Below are 23,122 nucleotides of genomic sequence, written 5' to 3' on the forward strand. Positions count from 1 at the left end.
GAAATGACAGTGTTGACAGGAGAGTGTTGACACCTACGCCACCGGTGCGAAACTTCATGGGTTTTATCAACGCAATAAATGTAGACGAACAGGGGGACAGGCATTGACCTGGATGGATTTCGCGAGTTTGGCGGGTTTCTGCCTGACATGGGCCGGCTATACGGTATTTGCCCGTAAAAAGGCCAAAACCGCCTGGTGCCTGGCCTCTTCCATGCAGTGGTACCGCGTGGAATGGATGCTGCGCATGCTGGAGCGGGATATGCGGATGCCCGATGCCGCCATTCTCAGTAACCTGGAGCGGGTGATCGGCTTTTTTGCGTCTACCAGCATCCTGATTCTCGCGGGTCTGGTAACAGCGCTGTCGGCCAATAGCGCCGCTGTCGAAGTTTTGAGTACGCTGCCTTTTGCCGAAGGTACCACTGTTGAGCAGTTTGAGCTCAAGGTGTTTGTGCTGATCCTGATTTACATCTTTGCGTTTTTTAACTTCACCTGGTCCCTGCGCCAGTATTCCTTTGCCAATGTCCTGTTGGGTGCTGCGCCGGCGGTGGATGAGGATGATGTATCCAGAGATGAGCGACGCCGCTACGCGATCAGTGCTGCCAAGGTGATCGACCAGGCGGGCCACAGCTACAATTACGGATTGCGGTCGTTCTATTTCTCGATGGCGGTCATGGGCTGGTTTATCCACCCGCTACTGTTTGTGGTCGGGTACCTGCTGGTCGTGCTGGTGTTGTATTTGCGAGAGTTCCGCTCGCGCACGCTGCAGGTCATTCTGGCGGCCGAGGGACGGTCCCTGGATCAGGCGCGGGACAAGTAACGGGTGCGCGACCGCAACTTTGACGATCTGGCGCATCGCTTCAAAGATCGTATTTACGGGGGCCTGAAAGGCGATATCCGCCTCGCCGTATTGAACCGGGATCTTGCGCCGTTACTGGCAGCGGGCGGCAGGCCGCTCACGGTAGTGGATGCGGGCGGTGGCCAGGGGCAGTTTGCGCTGGACCTGGCGGGCGCAGGGCACCGGGTATGGATCACCGATATCTCCGAGGCCATGTTGGCGCTCGCGGAGCAGGCTGCCATCGAGCGCGGGCTGGCATCCCGGGTGAGCCTGCACCAGATGCCATTACAGGCACTTGCCAACTCACCCGATATTCCCGCCGCTGACCTCCTGTTATGCCACGCGGTACTGGAGTGGCTGGCGGAGCCTGCGCAGGCGATCCAATCGCTTACGGAATCCGTCGTTGCCGGTGGCTACCTTTCCCTGACTTTCTACAACCGCCGGGCGCTGGAATTCCGCCTGTTACAGCGGGGCAGCCTGCGTCAGCTGGCGCGCAACCGCAACACTGAATACTGGGGCGGTCACCCCGGTAGTCTTACCCCGCAGAATCCGCTGCTGTCGGAATCGGTGTTCGATTGGATTGCACAGGCGGGGCTGACGGTCGTGGCACACAGTGGCATTCGCTGCTTTCACGATTTCATGGAACCGGAAATTCGGGCGCGATTGCCGGCGTCAGCCATTGTGGAAGAAGAATTGCGCTATTCCCGCATCGACCCATATCGGCAGATGGCGCGCTATATCCATTTACTGTGCCGAAAATCCTGACGCGTGGCAGACTCTGTCAGTCGAACTGTTTCAGCAGCAGCGCCTTTGCCGCGTTAATACGGGAAGCGAGGTAGTCGTTACCGCCGCGATCCGGGTGGAATTTCTGAATCAGCCTGCGGTGTGCGCCAATGATTTCTTCGCGCGTGGCATCGGCGGAGACACTCAGCACCTGTCGGGCTTCTGCAATGGTGAGGTTGGGCTGGTGTGGCTTCTGCTGTTGTTGGAATTGATCTTGCCCGGATTGATCAGAATCCGATTGCTGACCCTGCCGATTGTCCTTTTTTTGTTGTCGCGCCTGGGCGTGCTTTGCGATCAGTGGCGCGAGCCAGGGGATATGCCGCCCGAAAGTGCGCCACAGGCGATTGGCGATGGGGAGTATTGCGGCGATGGCGGCGCCTACCCAATGCAGGCGTCCGGAGATCGCAAGGAGAACGGCGGCCAATGCCACCGCGACCAGGGTCCACTGCACGATCAGCTTGCGCCGTTCCTGCGGTGTACTGGATTTGAATTTTTGTAGCGCCAGCCAGGCCAGAATGGCTACGGCGATCAGCAGAATCATGCGGCCCACGGGCGCTCCCTCTCAAAACAGGTCTGGCCACAAGGGTATCAGATGTCTACGCGAATGCCGACGGCGGTAAAGTTGTCGAATTCCGGCCGCGCGACAACATTGCTGTTGTCGAAGGCGTTCTCCATATAGAGCTTGACGCGTTCTGTCCAGCGATACTCAAACCCGAGATATATCTGTTGCAACTTGTATCTGTTTGCCCGCACCAGTGCGGCCTCAAACCCCGGGTCGTCGGACTCCAGCAGGTTGTGGCCACCGTAGACCGAGTAGCAGTTCTGGGGGCCCCAGCTGTAGCTGATAAAGGACTCCGAGCCCCTGGCATCGAAGAAGTTTGTGATGCCCTCTACCGAGCCCACGGGTGCCAATTGGTTGTTCTGGGAGCGCTGGTACACCAATGCAGCGTAGAGTCCGGGCTGGAATGCCCCCTTGCCATAGAAGGCGCCAACAGCGGAGGCCCAGTCGTTGCTACTTGAATTGAATGCAAACCGGTCGGAAATCAGTACCGGCTCATCACCGGAGGTGTCAAAGATGAGCCCACGTTGGCTGGCAATATCCAGTTTGACCCGGTTATAAGCCGCGCCGAAGAAAAGGCCGTCGCCGATATCGGTGCGATAGGTGAGGGAAATACCGTGGCTCAAACCGTACTCGCAATCCCCTGATGGACAGACGAGCTGCGTATCCGGCCCCTGTATGTCATCGACCATGATATCCAGGTCCGCCACATGGGCAGCGTACTGGAGACCCAGCTTGAGTTCCCCGGCGTCAAATTTCCAGCTTTTACGCCAGGCCAGCGCACTGTCGGCGCGGCCGGTGCCCGCGGGCCCTCCGTCCGAATTCAGTCCATAGGTACCGCTGGCGAGTCCACCTGACACATTGTACCAGTCGGTAATGTAGGTCACCTCGTAATAGACGCCCCATTGTTTGCCTGCTGAGAAATCCCCCCATTTTTCGTGTTTGGCGAATGCGTGCCCCTGGCGCAGATAGAGCGATTGATCTCTGTCACCCGGTTGCGCCTGCTGGTCACCCTGTATAACCAGATCCTGGGCGGAGCTGATTGCCCGGACACCCCATTCGAGGTTGAACCCAGTGTCCCAATTGTCGTAGGCGGGGATGTTCAGCCCAAAGCGGATACGGGAGGCGCCATCCTGCATTTTTGTATCGCCAAAAGTATTCACCATGTGGGCGGTAAAATAGCCCTCCATGTACAGGGTGACCTCATTGGACTGATAGATTGGCACCGCTTTGGCCGCAGAAACTGCGAGTAGCGTGGTTGCTGCCAGTGGCAGTGGGCCGACAATTATTTTGCGCATTTCCCCAAAAATCCTTTTTGAAATCTGATTGCGGGATATCTGCAAAGGTAGCCCAATCGACTGAATCGACGCACCAGAAGGCGTACACTGTGGCGGATTGGCAGGGGTTTGTTTATTTCGATGCGAATTATTTAGAATATCTGTCGAAGATTGAACGATTTATGGAATAAGACAGGAGTGCGAAACTTGGCGGATATCCGATCACTCAGCCGTCGAATGCATGGTTTAACCATCCGTAAAAATGCCCACCCCGATATGCGCAAGCTCCGGCGTGAAGCGGGGGAGGCCAGTCTGCATGGTAATAAGTTCTGGAGAAGTTCCTGTCTGACCATGGACTACCTCAAAAAGCACCCTCTTAAAAAGGGCGCCCGTGTACTGGATCTGGGGTGCGGCTGGGGACTGGGTGGTATTTACTGCGCCAAAGCTTTCGATGCGGAAGTGACGGCACTGGATGCAGACAAGAGCGTTTTCCCGTTTGCGGAATACCATGCCGAACTTAACAAGGTGGAGATTACCACCTGGCAATGCCGTTACGAGAAAGTGACCCAGAAGGAGTTGGCCAATTTTGATGCAGTGATCGGCACCGATATCTGCTTCTGGGACAAACTTGAAGCTCCACTCTACAATCTTACCCGCAGGGCGCTGCGCGCCGGCGTCGGGCGTGTCATGCTGGTCGACCCGGGGCGTTCCCCGTTTCGCAGCCTGGCACAACGGGCAGAAGAAAAGCTGGATGCACAATATTTTGAGTGGCAGACTTCGCGCCCCATGAAGGCGTCCGGCTGTATCATGTTGGCCGGAGAGTAGGCTGGCATTTCCCTGTCCCGCTATTCTTTACCCTCCAAACTGAGTTGTAGTAGCAACTACTGAGGTAACCCATGCATTACGACAAGACCCAGATCCCCACTGCAGAGGAGGCCTTGCCGGGCCGTGATACCCCTATGCCTGTCAGTGGCAAGCACTTTGTCTCAGGTCATTCCACGGTGCCGCCGTTTCCGGATGGCATGGAGCAGGCGGTTTTCGGAATGGGGTGTTTCTGGGGCGCCGAGCGGCTGTTCTGGGAGATTGAAGGCGTATACAGCACAGCAGCCGGATACAGCGGCGGCCATACGCCGAACCCCGATTATCGCGAAGTCTGTTCCGGTGGCACCGGCCATGCCGAGGTAGTGCTGGTCGTATTCGATCCTGCCAAGGTAAGTTATGAAGCGCTATTGAGACGATTCTGGGAAGAGCACGACCCCACCCAGGGTATGCGCCAGGGGAATGACCTTGGTACCCAGTACCGCTCCTGTATTTACTGTTTCAGTGACACCCAGCTGGAGCAGGCACAGGCATCACAGCGGGAATTTCAGCAGGCCTTGCAGGATAAGGGCTATGGGGGCATTACCACGGAAATCCGCCAGGCGCCGGTGTTTTATTATGCAGAGGAAGACCACCAGCAATACCTGGCGAAGAACCCCGATGGCTATTGCGGCCTGGCCGGTACCGGGGCCTGCCTGATTCGTTGATTCAGGAGGCGAGACGGGATGCGAACGCCGGTTTCAGGGTTGTGAGGCCGACGTTTGCTGATGGCGCGGGTGAAGAATCTGCGCACACCAGTCGCTCCAGCTACCGGGATACAGGCGCGCCTCGCGGCCGATCAGGTACAGGGAAAACAGGTTTACACAGGCAGTGACCCCGGAGCCGCAATAACACAGAATGTCGTCATCGGCCGGAATGCTCTGCCAGTGCTCCCGCAGCTCCGACAGCGGGCGGATGAAGCCATTTTCATTGGTCAGCAGTGCCCAGGGCTTGTTGACCGCAGTGGGGATGTGCCCGGCAATGGGGTCGATAGGTTCCTCGTTACCGGAAAAGCGCCGCGGTTCGCGTGCATCCACCAGTTGCCACGGCGGATTGTTCAGATAGGGATAAATATCATCGTGATGCAGCAGCTCGGAAGGGTGCGCGGATGCGATAAAGTCGCTTACCTGCGCCTCGTCTTTGGTGCCAGGCCCCTCCTGAACCGGTAACCCTGCATCTTTCCAGGCCTTAAAGCCGCCATTCAAAATCGCGACCTGCTGATGCCCGAAGTGCCGCAGTAACCACCAGGCTCTGGCCGCAAAGGCACAGCGTTGGTCGTCATAAACAACCACTTGAGTGTCCTTTTGAACCCCTGCACGGCGTGCGAAATCGGTAAATGCGGTTACATCCGGCAGGGGGTGGCGCCCGCCATAGCGCTGTACCGGGCCGGAAAGATCGCGGTGCAGGCTGGCATAACGCGCACCGGGGATGTGCGCTGTAGAATAGTCTCGCTCGCCGGCTTCTGTGTCGGCGAGATTGTAGCGACAGTCGAGAACGACAAGTTTGTCATTTCCCAACAGGTCCGCCAGCTCGGCAGTTTCGATCACACCCTGAAAGCTCATAGCTACTGCATTTATTTATCGTCGTTATAACGGTCAAATTAAGCGCCTGGGGAGCGTTTGTCCAGCGTTGATTGCGGACAAAAAGTGGCTGTTACCCGACTACAAGGACTCCTGCTGCCTGGGTGGAACAGCGCCGCCCTGAGGCTGCGCCGGGGTGGGTTTACGAGCAGCGGCCGGCGACTGATCCGATTGTGGGGGCACGGTTTCTTCTTCGACTGGCAGGGCCTGGTCCGCTTGCTTGCGCATTTCGGCGAGTTTCTGCTCCAGCTCCTTTTGTCGGGCAAGCTCTTCGTTGCGGCATGTGATTGCGTCGTCCACCACCGCCTGTTGCGGGTCATCCAGAAATTGGGCCGCAGCCTTTTCCGCACAATCGCTGGCCGAGATCACATCGTGGGCGAGTTCCGGGAACAGCAGCCACTGGTGGTGGGGCAATTTGCGGCCGGACTTCTCCGCATCCCGGGCCGAAAGTACCGGATCCAGGCCCCCATGCATAATCAGCGTCGGCACCGGTGTGGTGATCGGTTGCGACTCCCGCATCGAGGCTGAGGGTATCGCCCAGATACGACACTGTACCTGCATCAAATCAATGTCCGAGCGCACCGATCCACCCAGTATGCCGCTGTTGGCGGCAGTACTCCGGGCCTGATCAAAATCCACGAACGGCGCCTCTTCATAGCAGAAGTGGCTGATGCCGGCGGCATCACCGAAGTTGGGGTCGAGCACGAGCCCCATAAAGCTGGCGATGGAGGATTTCAGTAGCGTGGCCTGGCCGGACTCCAGTTCCTGAATGATGGCCGGCAGTTGCCGGTAAAAACTCTCATTGTAGAGTGCCTGAAACAGTACGCGCAGCAGGCGTTGTCCGGTAAGCACGAAGGGGTAGGGGCCGTCGGGTTGGATATTGCTGGTCTCTACTGTCAGCGGTTCTTCATCCAATATCTGTACCAGTGCTTCCAGGCGTTGTTTCAGGTCGGGGTATTCTTTCGCGCACGTCTTGTCTTTGCTGCAGTAGTCGAGGCCCCGTTGATACGCAGCGATTACATCTTGCGGTAATTGCTGGGTGTAAATGATTTCAGGGAAAACTGCGCTGTTAAGCACCATGGCACGGACCGTATCGGGGAAGTCACGGGCCACGGTAAGTGCGTATCGGCTGGCATAGGAGACGCCGTACAGGTTGAGCTTGGGGACGCCGATGGCCCGGCGCAACGCTTCGATATCTGCGGCAATAGCGCTGCTATTGTAGTGTGCCAGGTCGGCAGTTTTGCTCAGGCGGCTGTAACACCGCTCCATACTGTAGGTGAATACCCGGGACTCTTCATCGGTGCTGAGGTTGCGGGTAAAGGCCAGGTTCGCATCTTCGATAAATTCCGTGCAGGACAGTTTGGGGGTCGCCATACCTGTACCGCGCGGGTCGATCACGATCAGGTCGCGGCCGTCATCCACGCTCATGTCGGCATAGTTTGCCCATAACCAGTCACTGACATTTTCAGCTTCCAGCCCCATGCTGGCGCCGGGACCGCCGGCGCCCAAGTGGAGCAGCGGCTCTTTATCCGGGTCGGTGATGTTGGCAAAAAAACGTACCACTGGAAACTGAATGCGTCGTCCGGCCGGTTTCTGATGATTTTCCGGTACCTCCATCATGTAACACTGGGTGGTCGGCCAGTCGCGCTCGGTATCAAACCAGCAGGGCTTGGGGATCAGGCGACTGGGCTCGGCGACCACCGTTTTCCCGTCACTTTCTGACGCTTTCTGTTCACAGCCGGTGGTAACGGACAGCAAGACGGTGATACCAGCGGCATAAAATACCCCGCGGCAGTATCTGGCGCAGTTACCGTGCAGTGTGGTCAGGGCGTGAAAGAGCAGTCTGGTGGCTGGTGAGCTTGTGGCGCGCACGTCTCGTCCTTACTTCAAGTTGGCCAAACGGCCGGTGGATAGGCTTTGGTGGCCGGTCAGTGGGAGCGCATGCGGGCAATGGGCGCAGACAGGTTCCAGCGCAGTGCGGCAAGGCGGATTCCCAGGGTAACCAGTACCGCGATGGCGACCACGGCCTCACCGGGCAGCACATCAAGATCGTTCAGTATTACCAGAGTGGCGGCGCCGCTCAAGGCCGCAGTGGCATAAATTTCCCGGCGCAGCAGCAGGGGGATGTCGCCGCAGAGAATGTCCCGGATCAGCCCCCCGAAAGTCCCCGTCATCACCCCCATGACCATGGCGATCGCCGGGGTGTGGCCGAGGGCGAGGACTTTCTGGGTGCCGATCACCACAAACACCGCCAGCCCGGCGGCATCGGCGATCATCAGCAGGCGCATGGGGACCTGCAGGTAGCGAATCAGATAGAAACTGATGACCCCGGTGGCTGCGGCGATCCACAGGTAGTAGCTCTCGGCGAGCCAGAATACCGGCACGTTGAGAATCATATCCCGCGTGGTGCCACCGCCGGTGGCGGTAACACAGGCCAGCACTACTGCACCAAATAGATCCATCTGCTTGTGACCGGCCGCCAAGACGCCGGTGAAGGCGAAGACGACAATGCCGATCAGGTCAAACCATTGCAGCAGTGTTTCCATAAATGAGAGATCCCGGTCTAAAAGAAGCGATGCCAGTTTAGTTCAGCCCGGATTATGCGTTTTTGTATTTGATTAAGCGATAGTCAATGGGAAGGTGCGTCTACCGGGGACAGCTTTGCGAGACCTTCTGCGAGAGGGATCTCGCAGTAGAGCCCCCAGGGATGGGTGTACGGCGTGTCTTGCAAAGCTGTCCCCGGTAGACGTACCGCCACGGAATCTGAAGAAAGCACAGCGTGAGAGGGGAAATGACACTCGCGGCAATTGGTAAAACGCCGCGAGTACCGGAGGGAAAGGGGGTTAGAAGAATGCCTGCAGACCGGTCTGAGCACGGCCGAGGATCAGTGCGTGTACATCGTGCGTACCTTCGTAGGTATTGACCGCTTCCAGGTTCATCACATGGCGAATCACATGGAATTCGTCGGCAATACCGTTGCCGCCGTGCATATCGCGGGCCGTGCGGGCAATATCCAGCGCCTTGCCACAGTTATTGCGCTTGATCAGCGAAATCATGGTCGGATCAAAGTGCTTTTTCTGTTCGTCCATAATGCGGCCTACGCGCAGGGAACCCTGCAGGCCCAACGCGATTTCCGTCTGCATATCTGCCAGTTTCTTCTGGAACAGCTGAGTCTGCGCCAGCGGGCGGTCAAACTGCTTGCGGTCGAGGCCATACTGACGCGCTGCGTGCCAGCAGTACTCCGCCGCCCCCATTGCGCCCCAGGAGATGCCATAACGGGCGCGATTCAGGCAGCCGAAGGGGCCGCGCAGGCCTTTGATATCCGGGAAGCGGTTGTCTTCCGGCACGAATACATTGTCCATTACAATTTCGCCGGTAATGGAGGCGCGCAGGGAGAACTTGCCTTCGATCTTCGGTGCACTCAGGCCCTCCATGCCTTTTTCCAGCACAAAGCCGCGGATATCGCCCTCATCATCCTTCGCCCACACCACGAAGACATCGGCGATCGGGCTGTTGGTGATCCACATTTTTGAGCCGTTCAGGCGATAGCCGCCGTCTACTTTTTTCGCCCGGGTTTTCATGCCGCCGGGATCGGAACCAGCATCGGGCTCGGTGAGGCCGAAGCAGCCTACCCATTCGCCGGTCGCCAGCCTGGGCAGGTACTTTTCCTTCTGCGCTTCGCTGCCATAGGCGTAAATCGGGTGCATTACCAGGCTGGACTGCACGCTCATGGCGGAGCGGTAGCCTGAGTCCACCCGTTCCACTTCCCGCGCGACCAGGCCGTAGGAGACATAGTTCAGGCCGGCACAGCCGTAACCGTCAATGGTAGATCCCAGCAGGCCCAACGCTCCCATCTCTTCCATGATCTCGCGGTCGAATATCTCGTGCCGGTTGGCCTCGAGGACCCGCGGCATCAACTTCGACTGGCAGTACTCCCGTGCGGTGTCACGGATCATGCGCTCTTCGTCGCTCAATTGCTGATCCAGCAACAGTATGTCGTCCCAGTGCAAAAGAGGCTGGTTTTTACTCATGTTTGGTTCCTTAGCATCATGTGGCTGGCGAGTACTCGCCGTGCGATCTTCATTTTTATTGGCCGGTCAACCAGATAGCATGATAACCAACAGACCCATCGGCCACAGCGCTATCGGGCGTTTTCCCGGAAAGTCAGAGAAATCTCCGGTAGGGTAGTTATAGGAGCGCAGACTATCCGCTTACAAACGTAAACTACCGTAAATCCTCTTGCGCCTGCTCAGACGGGATCCATAATTGGCTCAATAATTTATATGCCAAAAAGTTATTGAGAGTCTCAAGTTGTCTTTACGACGCGCCATTGTCCTTTTCCCGGTTTTCCTGCTGTCAGCCTGTGCCAGCCAGCCTCTGCCTACCGAGGTTCCCGCAGCCGCGCTCGGGTTGCCGCCCGCGTTCCGTGTCAGCGGCGAGATGCCGGTGGATATGCGCTGGTGGCAGAGTTTTGGTGATCCGCAGATGACCCGGTTGGTGGAGCAGGCTTTGCAAGCCAATCCCGATCTGCAGGCTACCTACTGGCGCCTGCAGCAGGCGGATGCGGCGGCAGATCGCGCCCGTGCCGGGTTCTGGCCGCGGTTGACGGGGAGTCTGGAGAACACCGAGCAGCGCCGTGCCTCCAACAATAGCTTCGACTTTTCCGAAGGGGAAAACGAGGGCAATAGCTGGAGCGGTAGTCTGGCCGCAAGCTATGAAGTGGATCTGTGGGGACGCGTACGCAGTGGCGCTCGCGCTGCGGAGGCCAATCGACTGGGCCAGGAGGATGCGCTTCAGACCGCTGCGCTCACCCTGGCAGCAGAGGTTGCCGGTGTTTGGATGCAGCTACAGGAGCAGCGCGGCCAGGTACAGTTGCTGCAGGAACAGCTTGAACTGAACCGCAAAACGCTTCAGGCCCTGGGGTTGCGATTCGGCAGCGGTGTCAGTACCGCGGCGGATGTATTGCAGCAGCGCCAGCTGGTAGAGCAGTCCCGGCAGGAATTGGATCAGGCACGCGCGGATGCCGCGGTGCTTGAGGTCCAGCTCGCTGCGCTGTTGGGCGTAGCTCCGCACAACCTTCCCGACTACAGCACAGCCACGGGCGTGCTACCCGCACTGCCGGCCATGCCGGAGACCGGTGTACCCGCGGACTTGTTGCTGCGCCGCCCCGATGTCCGTCAGGCCCAGCGCGCTCTGTTACAGGGGCACTACCTCGCGAACCAGGCGTGGGCGGAGCGTCTGCCAAGCCTGAATCTCAGTCTTTTCTTCAGTGGCGGTGGCACTGCGCTGTCGGATATAGCCGAAAACTGGTTGGCCAACCTGACTGCCGCGGTTGACGGCGTCATCTTTGATGGCGGGGCACTCGCCGCTGATCAGCGCCAGCAGGAAGCCGTAGAGCAGGAGCGCTGGGTGGCGTACCGCAACACCGTTATGCAGGCGCTTTCTGAAGTGGAGCAGGCGCTGATCAATGAGCGCGCGATCCAGACGCGGATCGAACACCTGCAGGAAAGAACAGCCCTGGCGGATCAGATTACCCTACGTCAACGGCGTGCCTACACCCGTGGCGCGGTGGATTTTCTCAATGTGTTGTCCGCTACTGATAACCAACAATCTCTCAAGCGGCAGCTGCTGACTGCGCGTCGCGAATTACTGGAAAACCGGGTAACGCTGTATCGCGCTCTGTCCGGGGGCGTACCGGCGGATAATCTGCCGCATCCACCGGCGTTGCAGCTGGAAGTTTACCGGGTGGAGGAATCCTGATGTGGAAGAAAATCAACTGGAGCATTGCGCTGCCCATCGCCCTGATCGTGCTGGCGTTGTTTCTGTCCAGTTGGCTACTGCGTGAAAAGCCGACCATGAGCCGGGGCGAGCACCGCGCCCCGCCGGTGACGGTGGAGGTAGCGACGGCGGAATACGGTCGCTATCCGCTCACTGTCACAGCACTGGGCAGAGTCTCTGCGCGGGAAATGGTTGAGCTCGAACCCCAGGTAGAAGGGCGCGTGGAATGGCTGGATTACGATCTCGGTCCCGGCTCCACCCTGCGCGAAGGGGAAGAGCTCCTGCAGATCGAGCAGGAACCCTATCAACTGGCCCTGCAATCTGCCCGCAGTACGCTGGCAGAACGCCGTGCAGAGCTGCAACAGGAAGAGGGGCAGCGCCGCGTCGCGCAGGAGGAGTTCGCCTTGCTGGGCTCGGATCTGCCCGCCGCAGATAGCGCGCTGGTGTTGCGCGAGCCCCAGCTTGCCGCCGCGCGTGCGCGGGTGGATGCTGCAGAGGCCGACGTCAGCCTGGCCCGGCGGGATCTGCGCCTGACCCGCCTGAGCGCGCCGTTTAACGCCTTGCTGGTAAGCCGCTCGGTGGATATCGGTGATCGGGTGGGACCGGGAACAGTTCTGTATACCCTGGCCGGTGCCGATCGTTTTCAGATCGAGGTGGAAGTACCGCCAAGCCAGTTGCGCCAGCTGAATGCGCCGGGGGCCGAGGTACGCATTCACGGCAGTCAGTGGGCAGAAAACGAGTACCGTCAGGGGCAGTTTGTGCGCGTGATTCCGGTGCTGGAAGAGCAGGGCCGTCTGGCAACGGTGCTGGTGGAGTTGAAGGATCCATTGGGGATTGAGGACCCGGACCTGCCGCCGCTGTTACTGAACGATCTCGCGCGGGTAGAAATTACCGGGCGCGCGGACGGGCAACAGGTACGTATTCCCATCACCGCACTACACGATGGCGATGTTGTCTGGGTAGTGGAAAATGGAAAGGTGCGTATCCAGCCGGTAAAGATTGCGCATCTGACGGAGACACATGTGGTCCTCGAATCCGGCCTGCAGGGTGGCGAAACACTGATCACCACCCGTCTGGCGGCGGTGAGCAATGGCATGCCGGTACGCACCGTGGAAGAAGCGCGAGCGGCCAGTGGTTCGCACGGCGACGATCGCCGTAACGGTGAATCTCCCGGCTTGCCTACAGATTCCGGAAAACCGCAAGCGGACCCTGATCCTGGCAAAGCCGCTCGTCCGAAAGTACCGCCGGAAGAGTCCTCCAACCACGGTCCGGCTGATCGTCTGCGCCAGGGTGGAGAGCGCGGATGAGTACCCTCGACAATAAAGGCCGCAGCCACAAGCGTCATGCCGTGGATACCCACCACGGCCCCATCGCCTGGATGGCCAACAATCATGTCACCGCCAATCTGTTGATGCTGGTGCTGATTCTCGGCGGCCTGGTGTTTTCCTTCACCATCAAGAAAGAGGTATTTCCCGAGTTCAGCCTGGATATGGTCTCGGTCAGTATTTCCTATCCCGGTGCCAGCCCGGAGGAAGTCGAGCGCGGTGTGCTCGTGGCCGCGGAGCAGGCGGTACAGGGGCTGGTGGGTATCAAGGAGCTGCGCGGCAGCGCTGGCGAAGGCAGCGCTTCGTTGACGCTGGAGTTGGAAGAAGATGCCGATCCCAACCAGGTCTACCAGAATGTGCAGGCGGCGATCGATCGGATTACTACCTTCCCGTCCGACATCGAGCGCCCCCGAGTGAGCTTGACCGAACGAAAGCGGGATGTGTTGGATCTGGTGGTGCACGGCAACGTGGATGATCGCACCCTGCGTCAGTACGTCATGCATGTGCACGACCAGCTGGAGGCGCATCCGGATATCACCCAGCTCGAAGCCTACGGTGTGCGCGATTACGAAGTAGCGATAGAGATCCACCGCGATGATCTGCGCCGTTACAACCTGTCCCTACCTGAAGTCGCACAGCTGGTCAGTAACGCCGCGGTGGATGTGCCGGCGGGCGGGGTGAAATCCGAGGCCGGTGAAATTCTGGTGCGGGTGACCGAGCGCCGGGACTGGGCGCGCCAGTTTGGCGATATCACCGTTGCCCGCAGTCCGGGAGGCGGGACTGTACGTCTCAAGGATATCGCCACCATCCGCGATGCGTTGGTGGATGAGCCGCGCAATATGGTATTCAACGGCGAGCCCGCCGCGGGTATCGATGTATACCGCATTGGCGATCAGACCCCCATGAGTGTCAGTGATGCCACGCACGAAGTGCTCGACGAATTGAAGCAGACCCTGCCGCCGGGCATTCAGGTCAGCGTGCGCGATGACGATTCTGAAATTTTTAAAGAGCGCCTGTCGCTGCTGTTGAAAAACGGCTTTCTCGGCTTGCTGTTGGTTTTTGTGGTGCTGGGGGCATTTCTGGAATTGCGTCTCGCATTCTGGGTAACCCTGGGTATCCCCACCAGCTTCCTCGGTGCACTGTTGTTCCTGCCGGCGATGGATATTTCCATCAATATGGTGAGCATGTTCGCGTTCATCATCGCCCTCGGTATCGTGGTGGACGATGCCATCATCGCTGGTGAAAACATCCACGAGTGGCGACAGAAAGGCTACAGCAATCTCGAGGCCGCAGTCGCCGGTGCCCGACAGGTATCGGTGCCACTGACATTTGCGATTCTCACCAACATCGTCGCCTTCCTGCCGCTGATGGAGCTGCCCGGATTTATGGGCAAAATCTTCGGCATCATTCCCTTCGTGGTGGCTTCAGTATTTGTGATCTCCTGGATTGAAGCGCTGTACATCCTGCCCGGACACCTGGCGCACTCCAAACGCGGTTACAAAAGCCGCACCGCGCGTCGCTTTGCCGCGCGCCAGAAAATGCTTGCACGCAGCCTAGACCGTTTTGTGGAGAAACGCTTCAAGCCCGCGCTGGATACCTGCGTCAAACATCGATATATCACCATCGCGGTTTCCGTTGCCATCCTCATCTTCATGTCCGCTTACGCCGGCAGTGGGCGTATGGGCTTTACGCTGATGCCGAAGGTGGAGCGGGATTCCGGCCGGGTGGAGGTGGTATTTCCTCCCGGTACCGCAGAAGCAGACCTGAATCGCGCCCGTCAGCAAATCATGGGCGCTGCAGATCGGATTCTGGAAGAGGTCGGGCGCGATGGGTTTTTCATCGGCATGCGCGGGCTGGTGCGCGATGACCAGGTCCAGGTGGATGTTTACCTCACGCCCGGTGATCAGCGGGAAGTTTCCACCGGCGACTTTGTCCGTCGCTGGCGGCAGGAAGTGGGCCCTGTTCCCGGTGCGCTCAGTTCCAGTTTTGCCAGTGATCGCGGCGGCCCCGGTGCAGGTCCGGCACTCACGGTCGAGTTGCGACATACGGACACGGATTTGTTGGAAGAGGCCGCCGCGCAACTGGCGACTGCGCTACGGGAGTTTCCGGCGGTGGGAGATATCGACTCCGGTGTTTCTCTCGGCAAGCGACAGCTGGACCTGACCCTGACCGATACCGCAAAAAGCCTCGGTCTCAATGCCGAAGATATCGGGCGTCAGTTACGCGCATCCTTGTATGGTGCTGAAGCCATGCGCCAGCAGCGCGGGCGGGATCAGGTAAAAGTGATGGTGCGGTTGCCGGAATCGGAACGGGTCACACTGGATGATGTGAACAACATCATGATCCAGGCGGCCGATGGTATCTGGCTGCCGTTACCGGATCTGGTAGAAGTGGATCAGGGCCGCGCCTATGCCACCATCAATCGCCGTGCGGGACGGCGGGTGACCACCGTTACCGCGGAAGTGGTTCCGGCAGATCAGGCGGCACTGGTGATCAACGAGCTGAACCAGAGCGTGATGCCACGCCTGCAAGCGCAGTATCCGGGATTGAGCATTTCTTACGAGGGACGGCAGCGGGATGAACGTGAAGGGCTGGCTTCACTGGGGCTGACTTTTACGCTGACATTGGCTGCGCTGTATTTTCTGCTGGCAATTCCGCTGAAGAGCTATATCCAGCCGCTGACGGTAATGGTGGCGATTCCGTTTGGGGTGATCGGTGCGCTGTTGGGGCATCTGATCATGGGCTATGGTCTCAGCATGGTGAGCCTGCTGGGGATGGTGGCGCTGGCGGGGGTTGTGATCAACGATACGCTGGTGATGATCGAGTATGGCAACCGTTTGCGGGAGGAGGGGACACCGATTACCGAGGCGATCAAGGCGGCCGCAGCGCGGCGTTTCCGTCCGATTATTCTCACCACGGTGACCACGTTCTGTGGCCTGATGCCGATGATTTTTGAAACGTCGGTACAGGCGAAGTTTATGATTCCGATGGCGGTGTCGCTGGGCTATGGCATTCTGGCGGCAACCACCATCTCACTGTTGCTGGTGCCTTGTCTGTATCTGATGTTTTCCAAGGATATTCCCGCGCTTTTCGGACTTTTGAAAAGTAAAACTCAGGGGAAGGTAGCTTCGTAGCTGCTCAGCGCTCCGCCTAAGATTTTACCTATTGCACTTTGACCCGACGTTCACCGGGTTTGTGTTAAGGCAAAGTGCTGGGGATGGGGTTTCGAAAGCGTCGGCGACAGGGACGTCGCCGCCGCAGCGTACAGGGATGTATCAACAGCGGTTTCGAAAACCCATACCCAGTGCTTTGCCGCCACAGGGAGAGTTCGGGGCTCCGACGCTGCCGGGACGTTAATCCCGCCGCAAATGATCCTTGATCGCAATCGGATTGGGGAAGTTCAGAACCACGATGTACGAAGACACCAGGAAGGTAAGAATCGCGGTGGCCTGGATCAGGTGGGAGGCTTCGCTGCCGATCAGTTTCTGGCTCATGGCGAGATAGGCGATCAGTAGGGAGAACTCACTGATCTGCCCCAGACGGAAGCCAAGATCCCACGCAAGAATCTTGCGCTCACTCTGTTGGCCCAATAGATAGCGGAAAACCACCGGTTTGAACATCAGCACGGCGGCGGCTGCCACGATGGCAGGCAGCGCGATCTGCGGCACCATGTCCAGGTTGAATTGTGCCCCGAGGCTGAAGAAAAACAGCACCAGGAAAAAGTCCCGCAACGGCTTCAGGTTCAGTGCAATGTATTGAGAGATCGGGCTGGTCGCCAGGGTGATTCCGGCAATGAAGGCGCCGATTTCCCTCGAGAGTCCCATGATCTCCGCTAACTCTGCCAGTCCCAGGCACCAGCCCAGCGCGAGTAGAAACACGTACTCGTGAAAGCGGTCAAAGCGTGTCAACAGTGGTTGCAGCACAAAGCGCACGCCGCCCCAGGCAATGGCGATCAGCAGGGGGAGTGCGGCAAAGGAGATGCCCAGTTGTGCAAAGTCCACTGCGCCGGTGCTGCCGCTCAACAGGATCATCAAGCACGCGATGGCGACAAAGTCCTGAAATAACAGCAGACCGACCATCATTTCCCCCAGGTGCTTGTGGTGCAGTACCGTGGTGGGAAGCAGCTTGATGCCGATAATGGTGCTGGAGAACATCATCGCCATGCCGATCACCCAGCGCTCGATGGGCGTAAAGCCGAACATCCAGCCGATAAGATAACCCAACCCCAGAAACAGGCCGCAACTGATCAGCCCCACAAACGTTGCCTTGCGCATGACGGAAATCAGCGCTTTTGGCTGCATATCCAGCCCAAGCAGGAATAGCAGGAAGATGATGCCGATACTCGACATTTCTGCCATCAGTTTCACGTTGTCGACAATCGCGAGGCCGGAGGAACCGAAAAGGACACCGAGAGCGATATAGGCTACCAATAACGGCTGACGGCCATAGAGGGCGAGGGATGCCAATACCGCGGCACCGCTGAAAATCAGGAAAAACGACTGAAACAGAGAGGTCTCAGGCACTGCACATCCTTGTAGTTAACTTGAGAGTTGAGTCGTGGGAATACTGCTCCCGGGTGAGGACTTCGGGCGGTACTGGTAACCCGAAATCCTGCAGTTGCCCATTATCGGCTGATGATCCCTCTGAATTCCACCCTGGCTACCAACAAGAGCAGTGCACTCAGAGATTGAACCAGCGCAGATTTTCCCCCTCTGGTGACAGAATTGGCTGTTGGCAGACCTCGCCGGGCGGCTGTGCCAGCAGCGCCCGGGCCTGGTCAATGAACGTGTGCAGCGGCAGGGTGACCTGGCCCGGCGGTGTTGTTTCCTCTTCGACAGAAAACTGCAGCGCGGGGGCGGCGCTCTTGCCCTGATAGCGCCATACACCGCTTTCACTGTCGTACTGGTAGTAAGGCAGTAACCGGTGGCCGTGCTCCGCGATGACTTCAATGGCGTCAATCAGGTAATCAACGGTTTCCTGATCCAGGAAATAATTGAAATTCAGTCTTACCCAGCCCGGTTTGAGGATACTCTCTCCGGCACTGACCAGTTGCTCCAGTGCCGCACTCTGCTCTTCGGTCAGGTGCAACAGTTTGTGGCCGTAAGGGCCGGCACAGGAGCAGCCGCCACGGACCTGGATGCCGAACAGATCGTTTAGCAACGCAACGACAAACCCGTGATGCAGGGGTTTACCTCTCCGAAGAATATGCAGGGAGACAATACTGACGCGCTCTGCACGGGTGCCGCCGAGAATCTCGATATTGGGGTTGTCCGACCAGCGGGAGAATGCCTGCGTCAGCCAGGCCGCCTCGCGCGCCTCGATTTCCTCTGCGCCCACCGCATCTTTCAGAGCAAATACCATGCCTGCACGCACGGATTCGATAATGGCGGGGGTGCCCGCTTCTTCCCGCCGTTCCCCTGGGGGCAGGTAAGTGTGCCGGCCGGGGCCCACCCACGAGACGGTGCCGCCGCCGGGCATCGCGGGTTGGCTGTCTGGCAACAGTGTTCTTCGCACTACGAGGATACCCGGTGTGCCGGGGCCGCCGACAAATTTGTGCGGTGAAATAAAGATCGCATCTTTGCTGCCACCGCTGCCCTGCATGTCGATATTGACATAGGGAGCAGCGGCAGCGTAATCCCAGAAAGACAGCGCGCCGTTGTCCTGTAGCAGTCGGGTGACGGCTTCCACATCGGAGCGAATGCCGGTGACATTGGAGGCGGCGGAGAAACTACCGATTTTCAGTGGCCGCTCGGCATGGCGGTCCAGCGCCTGCTGCAGTTCTTCCAGATTGACCCCACCGTCTTCGTTCTGCGCAATGGTGACCACATCTGCGATGGACTCCCGCCATGGCAGATCGTTGGAGTGGTGCTCGAATGGACCGATAAACACCACCGGTCGTTTTTCCTGCGGGATGTGGCTGGCGGTTACGCCGAAGCGATCGTAACAATCGCGGCGTAATCCGAGACTGTCTACCAAACGATTGATGGCGGAGGTTGCGCCGGCGCCGCAGAAAATCACAGCGTGTTCATCGCCGGCGTTTACCGAGTGGCGTATCACCGTGCGCGCCTGCTCCCGAAACGCGGTGGTCTGGCGGCCGGTGGCGGAGGTTTCGCTATGGGTGTTGGCATACCAGGGAAGCACCTGATGGCGGATGTTGTCTTCGATAAAGCCGAGACTGCGGCCGGAGGCGGTGTAATCGGCGTAGACCAGCGGGCGCTCGCCGAAAGGCGTCGCGAGGGGGGCGCGCTCGCCTATCACGCTTTCGCGGATTCGGGTCAGTAGCGGCTCGACCGCTGGGTTCAGGGCTGGGCTTTGGTTATTATTTTTTCTATTGCGTGGAGCGGCCATGGCTACCTCAAATACTGAAGAGCCGCCTACGGGGATCACCCACGGGCGGCAGGGCTGAACAGCGGCTGAGCTGGCTGGGCGTCATTTTCCGTCTTTCCATTTTCCCGTCATTCGTCGGAAGGAATCGGCAGCTCGGTGCTGCTTTTGATCTGTTCCATGGCGAAATTGGAGGCGACGTCGGATATGCCGGAATGGGAGATCAGCTTTTTGTAAAAGTGGTCATAAGCGGCCACGTCTCTGACCACTACCCGGAGAATATAGTCGTAGTCCCCGGCCATGCGGTAGCAATCTACCACCTCCGGGAAATCCGCAATACTGCGGGAAAAGGAGTCCGCCCACTCCGCACTGTGCTGGTTGGTTTTGACCTGGGCAAATACCGACACCGGCAACCCCAGAATCTCCGCATCCAGCAAGGCGACTTTGCGGCGGATGATCCCACTTTTCTCCAGTTTCTGAATCCGACGCCAGCAGGGGGTCTTGGTCAATCCCACGCGCTCGGCCAGCTCTTCGATGGAGAGGCTAACATCAGATTGGAGGATGGCAAGAAGTTGTCGATCAATCGCGTCGAGTGAGGACATATTTCTACAAATCTCCCTTCAGCGCGAGGATAAATTCCGTAGAGCGTGTTTTCAGTGCCTCCAATGGCAACAAATTACCCCGGCAGTTTTCGGTGTTGCGGCGGTATCCGACTTTTTGCGGTCTCTTTAATCAGAACCCTTTGGTTACCGGCGCATGCATGGGGGTAACGATAACCTCCCAATTGAAGGGTCAGTAGTGGAATTTTCTCTGTGCCCGATCAAACACAAAAAAGCCGGGCGGGGGCCCGGCGGATCAACAGAGGGTGTTGAACAAGGTGCGGAGAAGAAAAAACGATTATGCGGCTTCTTTGGGTGGGAACAGTGGTTCGAAAAGCCCCGCGGCCATGGCCTCGCGTACACGCGCCATCAGATCAATCTCGGTGAGCTGCTGCAGCTGATCGAGACTGCTGAGAACGTAGTACAGCGGCTGTACGATATCGATGCGATAGGGCGTACGCAGCGCATCCACCACCTCGAATGGCGCTCTTAACGGTTCTTCGCTCATGGCATACAGGGTTTCCTTTGGGGAGGAGAGGATGCCGCCACCGTATATCCTGAGTCCGTCGGGCGTGTTCATCAGACCGAATTCGACTGTAAACCAGTACAGGCGGGCGAGGTAAGCGCGCTCTTTGGGCGTTGCTTTGAGGCCGAGCTCGCCGTAATTCTGGGTAAAGTTGGCGAACGCGGGGTTGGTGAGCATGGCACAGTGGCCAAAAATCTCGTGGAAGATATCCGGCTCCTGCAGGTAGTCAAACTCTTCCGGTGTGCGGATAAAGGTTGCGACAGGAAACTTGCGCTCAGACAGCAGACGGAAAAACGTCTCAAATCCGATCAGGGCGGGTACCCGGGCTACTTCCCAGCCGGTCTCACGGCGCAGTACCTGACTGATCTCCTCCAGCTGGGGGATCCGATCCCGGGGCAGGTCGAGCAACTCGAGACCGTGCAGGTATTCGTCACAGGCGCGCCCCGGGAGGATTTTCAGCTGGCGCTCAATCAGCGCCTGCCAGGTCTGGTGCTCGCGCTCGGTGTAGTGGATAAAGCCGCTGGCATCCGGTTCGCGGGCTACGTATTTACTCGGCTCTTTGCCGCTCTTAGCTGCGTCTGCTTGAGTGCTGCGCTTCTGACGGTTGGCGCTGGTTTTGCCAGTCTGGTCACGGTTCATCATGACGGCCTCCATTGAGCCGGTCAGCCGGGGATGGTGTCTCCGGTGTCCGGGGATCTTGTTGTTATGTGCCCTCTATTCTTAGACATCTTCAGCGGCCACCGGCAGTGCGGAATGGACCTGCTTGTGCCCAAAAGCCAATAAGGGCTACACTTTTTGTAAAGATAAGTTTACAGGAGGCGCGGGTTTTCCAATGAGAGTTGAAATTACCTGTAGTAACCGCGTGGGTATCTTGCAGGAAATCATGGCTATCTTCGGTGAATATAGGGTGAATATAACGTCCGGTGAGCTTGGAGGTGATGACGGGGATAAGGTGTACCTGGCCGCCCCCGGATTACTGATGACCCAATACCAGACCATCGAGCGCGCCCTGAGCCGGGTTCCGGGGTTGCGGCGGGTCCGCCGGATTGAGCTGATGCCCTCGGAGCGGCGCCACTTTGAGCTGGATACTCTGTTGCAGCATGTCGTGGACGAGCCGGTGCTGTCGGTAGACCCCGAAGGACGCATCATCGCTGCCAACCTCGCGGCAGCAAAAGCCTGCGGCGTCAGCCAGGGGCAGCTGGCGGGGATGCAGCTGCAGCGCTTTGTGCCCAGGTTGCAGCTCGACGCGTTACTGGAAGGCTACACGGTGCCGCGCTACGGGTTGCCGGTCACCCTGCGAGGGAAGACTTATCGGCTGGATTGGTCGCCCATCGCTCTGCGGGAAAACCCGGCGGGCCCGGAGTCCCTCGCGGGTGCCGTGCTGACCCTGGCTCCCGTAGAGGCCTCGTATTTTGAACCGGGAGTACAGGGTGGCTCGGCCAACTTCGTATCCGACAGTTCTCCACCGGTTCTGTGGGATTCCGGTCGGCGCCGAGAGGCCTGCCTCCGGCTCCAGCAGTTGGCACCACTGTCAGAACCCTTGCTGATCATCGGCGAGCGGGGTGCAGGCAAAACCACTTTTGCCGCGGCGGCACATCACCTTTCGCCACTGGCGGATCGCTGTGGTGCGCGCTGGCTTGCCTGCGACAGGGTCGCCGAGCTGTCTAAGTGTGCGGATGACGTCGTCATCATCGATGACCTGGATTTGTGGTCGCCCGAGGGACAGATTCAGCTGGTTAGCGCAATGCGGCAGAAGTCCGCGGGCAGACGGCTGATTGCCACTGTGGCATCCGTCGACAAGCTGGCCCCGGCTTTATTGCAGTTCCTATCCACGCTGACTCTTCGGCTGCCCCCGCTGCGTACGATGCGCCCCGTACTGGGTGCGTTTGCCAGCAGGATCCTTGCAATGCAGGGAGAAACGGTGATGCTGGACGAGGGTGCGCAAGGCGCACTGATGCTTTCAGACTGGCCGAATAACTTTTGCGGTCTGACCGCAGTCCTGCTTGCAGGCTCGGAACATGCCCGCAAGCGGGGCTCTGGCACGCTTGTCCGTGAAGATTTACCTGGTCTGATGACTGAAACGCGCCTGCCATGGCACGCCTGGGGAGAGGGACTCGGTTACCGGGAGATGATGGAAAAGATAGAGCGGGCGCTATTGGAAGAGTTTACCCGTACCCAGCCCTCTACACGGGAATTGGCCCGACGGCTGGGCATTTCCCATACCGCCGTGGCCAACAAGTTGCGCAAATACGGGCTTAACGTTAAGCACCCGAGTTAGCGCTGGATATTGCCCAGCAATATATCCTTGAACATGACGAAATCCCCCCACAGTGAATAGAGCGGGTGCTTGAACGTGGCGGGGCGGTTGTGCTCAAAAAAGAAATGTCCAACCCAGGCAAAGCCGTATCCGGCAAAGGGAACCGCGATCAATAGAGAAAGGTCCCCGCTTACCAGCGCGGTGATCAGCAGTGCAATCACCAGTGATGTGCCGATGAAATGCAGGCGGCGGCAGGTAAGGTTGCTGTGTTCCTGCAGGTAGAATGGGTAGAATTCGCGGAAGGAGGTGAAACCGGACTGGTTCCCTTCTCTTCGCACCTCGTCGCTCTGCACTGTATCAGCGGAATGCTGTGCCATCTTTACTATCCTGTTTCGAGATTATTGTTGGTGTCGGCTCTTTG

The 23,122-nt window shown here is 58.5% G+C and carries 19 protein-coding genes; 8 read left to right on the plus strand and 11 right to left on the minus strand.

Annotated features, from left to right (window positions below; genetic code table 11):
• Positions 1-112: 112 nt before the first annotated feature.
• Together LPW13_RS06415 and LPW13_RS06420 are read left to right on the plus strand one after the other, a co-directional pair.
• Positions 113-817, plus strand: coding sequence for a DUF599 domain-containing protein (locus tag LPW13_RS06415; protein ID WP_230439160.1), 705 nt, complete (start codon positions 113-115; stop codon positions 815-817).
• 3 nt (positions 818-820) lie between these two features.
• Positions 821-1,600, plus strand: a complete 780-nt coding sequence (locus tag LPW13_RS06420) for a methyltransferase domain-containing protein (protein WP_230438619.1) — start codon at positions 821-823, stop codon at positions 1,598-1,600.
• A gap of 16 nt (positions 1,601-1,616) precedes the next feature.
• Here the strand turns inward: LPW13_RS06420 and LPW13_RS06425 are convergent, their stop codons facing one another.
• A complete protein-coding gene (locus tag LPW13_RS06425) occupies positions 1,617-2,159 on the minus strand; it encodes a J domain-containing protein (protein ID WP_230439161.1) in 543 nt (180 codons plus the stop codon).
• A gap of 47 nt (positions 2,160-2,206) precedes the next feature.
• The gene (locus LPW13_RS06430; protein ID WP_230438620.1) at positions 2,207-3,475 is read right to left on the minus strand and encodes a porin; all 1,269 of its coding nucleotides are present in this window, start codon (positions 3,473-3,475) and stop codon (positions 2,207-2,209) included.
• A 186-nt stretch (positions 3,476-3,661) separates the two neighbouring features.
• Between LPW13_RS06430 and LPW13_RS06435 the strand changes: the two genes are divergently transcribed.
• Both LPW13_RS06435 and msrA read left to right on the plus strand, forming a co-directional pair.
• Positions 3,662-4,279, plus strand: coding sequence for a class I SAM-dependent methyltransferase (locus LPW13_RS06435; protein ID WP_277611255.1), 618 nt, complete (start codon positions 3,662-3,664; stop codon positions 4,277-4,279).
• A gap of 71 nt (positions 4,280-4,350) precedes the next feature.
• Positions 4,351-4,980, plus strand: coding sequence for a peptide-methionine (S)-S-oxide reductase MsrA (msrA, locus tag LPW13_RS06440; protein WP_230438622.1), 630 nt, complete (start codon positions 4,351-4,353; stop codon positions 4,978-4,980).
• 33 nt (positions 4,981-5,013) lie between these two features.
• Here msrA and LPW13_RS06445 read toward each other — a convergent pair whose 3' ends face one another.
• The 4 genes from LPW13_RS06445 to LPW13_RS06460 form a co-directional block, all read right to left on the minus strand.
• A complete protein-coding gene (locus LPW13_RS06445; protein ID WP_230438623.1) occupies positions 5,014-5,874 on the minus strand; it encodes a sulfurtransferase in 861 nt (286 codons plus the stop codon).
• Positions 5,875-5,973: 99 nt separating this feature from the next.
• Positions 5,974-7,764 carry an alpha/beta fold hydrolase gene (locus LPW13_RS06450; protein WP_230438624.1) on the minus strand — a complete coding sequence of 597 codons (1,791 nt, stop codon included), beginning with the start codon at positions 7,762-7,764 and terminating at the stop codon, positions 5,974-5,976.
• Between the two features lie 56 nt (positions 7,765-7,820).
• Complete coding sequence (locus LPW13_RS06455) at positions 7,821-8,438, minus strand: trimeric intracellular cation channel family protein (RefSeq protein ID WP_230438625.1); 618 nt, start codon at positions 8,436-8,438, stop codon at positions 7,821-7,823.
• 297 nt (positions 8,439-8,735) lie between these two features.
• On the minus strand, positions 8,736-9,923 hold the full coding sequence (locus tag LPW13_RS06460) for an acyl-CoA dehydrogenase (RefSeq protein WP_230438626.1): 1,188 nt from the start codon (positions 9,921-9,923) through the stop codon (positions 8,736-8,738).
• A gap of 280 nt (positions 9,924-10,203) precedes the next feature.
• Here LPW13_RS06460 and LPW13_RS06465 point away from each other — a divergent pair, with 280 nt between their 5' ends.
• From LPW13_RS06465 to LPW13_RS06475, 3 genes are read left to right on the plus strand one after another with little or no spacing between them, the layout of a single operon-like run.
• Positions 10,204-11,652, plus strand: coding sequence for an efflux transporter outer membrane subunit (locus LPW13_RS06465; protein ID WP_230438627.1), 1,449 nt, complete (start codon positions 10,204-10,206; stop codon positions 11,650-11,652).
• Entirely contained in the window at positions 11,652-12,977 is a 1,326-nt protein-coding gene (locus tag LPW13_RS06470; protein WP_230438628.1) for an efflux RND transporter periplasmic adaptor subunit, read from the plus strand. Before LPW13_RS06465 ends, LPW13_RS06470 begins: the two co-directional genes overlap by 1 nt.
• Positions 12,974-16,129 (plus strand): efflux RND transporter permease subunit, encoded by a 3,156-nt coding sequence (locus tag LPW13_RS06475; protein ID WP_230438629.1) that lies wholly within the window; start codon positions 12,974-12,976, stop codon positions 16,127-16,129. The genes LPW13_RS06470 and LPW13_RS06475 overlap by 4 nt, the downstream gene beginning before the upstream one ends.
• Positions 16,130-16,348: 219 nt before the next feature.
• On the opposite strand, the gene LPW13_RS06480 is transcribed toward LPW13_RS06475, so the two are convergent.
• From LPW13_RS06480 to phhA, 4 genes are all read right to left on the minus strand, one after another.
• Positions 16,349-17,518 (minus strand): cation:proton antiporter domain-containing protein, encoded by a 1,170-nt coding sequence (locus tag LPW13_RS06480; RefSeq protein WP_230438630.1) that lies wholly within the window; start codon positions 17,516-17,518, stop codon positions 16,349-16,351.
• Between the two features lie 157 nt (positions 17,519-17,675).
• The gene (locus tag LPW13_RS06485) at positions 17,676-19,343 is read right to left on the minus strand and encodes an aminotransferase class V-fold PLP-dependent enzyme (protein WP_230438631.1); all 1,668 of its coding nucleotides are present in this window, start codon (positions 19,341-19,343) and stop codon (positions 17,676-17,678) included.
• A 107-nt stretch (positions 19,344-19,450) separates the two neighbouring features.
• A complete protein-coding gene (locus LPW13_RS06490) occupies positions 19,451-19,921 on the minus strand; it encodes an Lrp/AsnC family transcriptional regulator (protein ID WP_230438632.1) in 471 nt (156 codons plus the stop codon).
• A gap of 295 nt (positions 19,922-20,216) precedes the next feature.
• Complete coding sequence (gene phhA / locus LPW13_RS06495; protein ID WP_230438633.1) at positions 20,217-21,086, minus strand: phenylalanine 4-monooxygenase; 870 nt, start codon at positions 21,084-21,086, stop codon at positions 20,217-20,219.
• A gap of 190 nt (positions 21,087-21,276) precedes the next feature.
• Here phhA and LPW13_RS06500 point away from each other — a divergent pair, with 190 nt between their 5' ends.
• Positions 21,277-22,722: a TyrR/PhhR family helix-turn-helix DNA-binding protein gene (locus LPW13_RS06500; protein ID WP_230438634.1), complete on the plus strand. Its 1,446-nt coding sequence runs from the start codon at positions 21,277-21,279 to the stop codon at positions 22,720-22,722.
• Here LPW13_RS06500 and LPW13_RS06505 read toward each other — a convergent pair.
• The gene (locus LPW13_RS06505; protein WP_230438635.1) at positions 22,719-23,078 is read right to left on the minus strand and encodes a DUF962 domain-containing protein; all 360 of its coding nucleotides are present in this window, start codon (positions 23,076-23,078) and stop codon (positions 22,719-22,721) included. The two genes, LPW13_RS06500 and LPW13_RS06505, sit on opposite strands and share 4 nt — an antisense overlap.
• Positions 23,079-23,122 lie beyond the last annotated feature (44 nt).

Origin of the sequence: Microbulbifer celer, assembly GCF_020991125.1 — a bacterium.
In the GTDB taxonomy this organism is placed as follows: domain Bacteria; phylum Pseudomonadota; class Gammaproteobacteria; order Pseudomonadales; family Cellvibrionaceae; genus Microbulbifer; species Microbulbifer celer.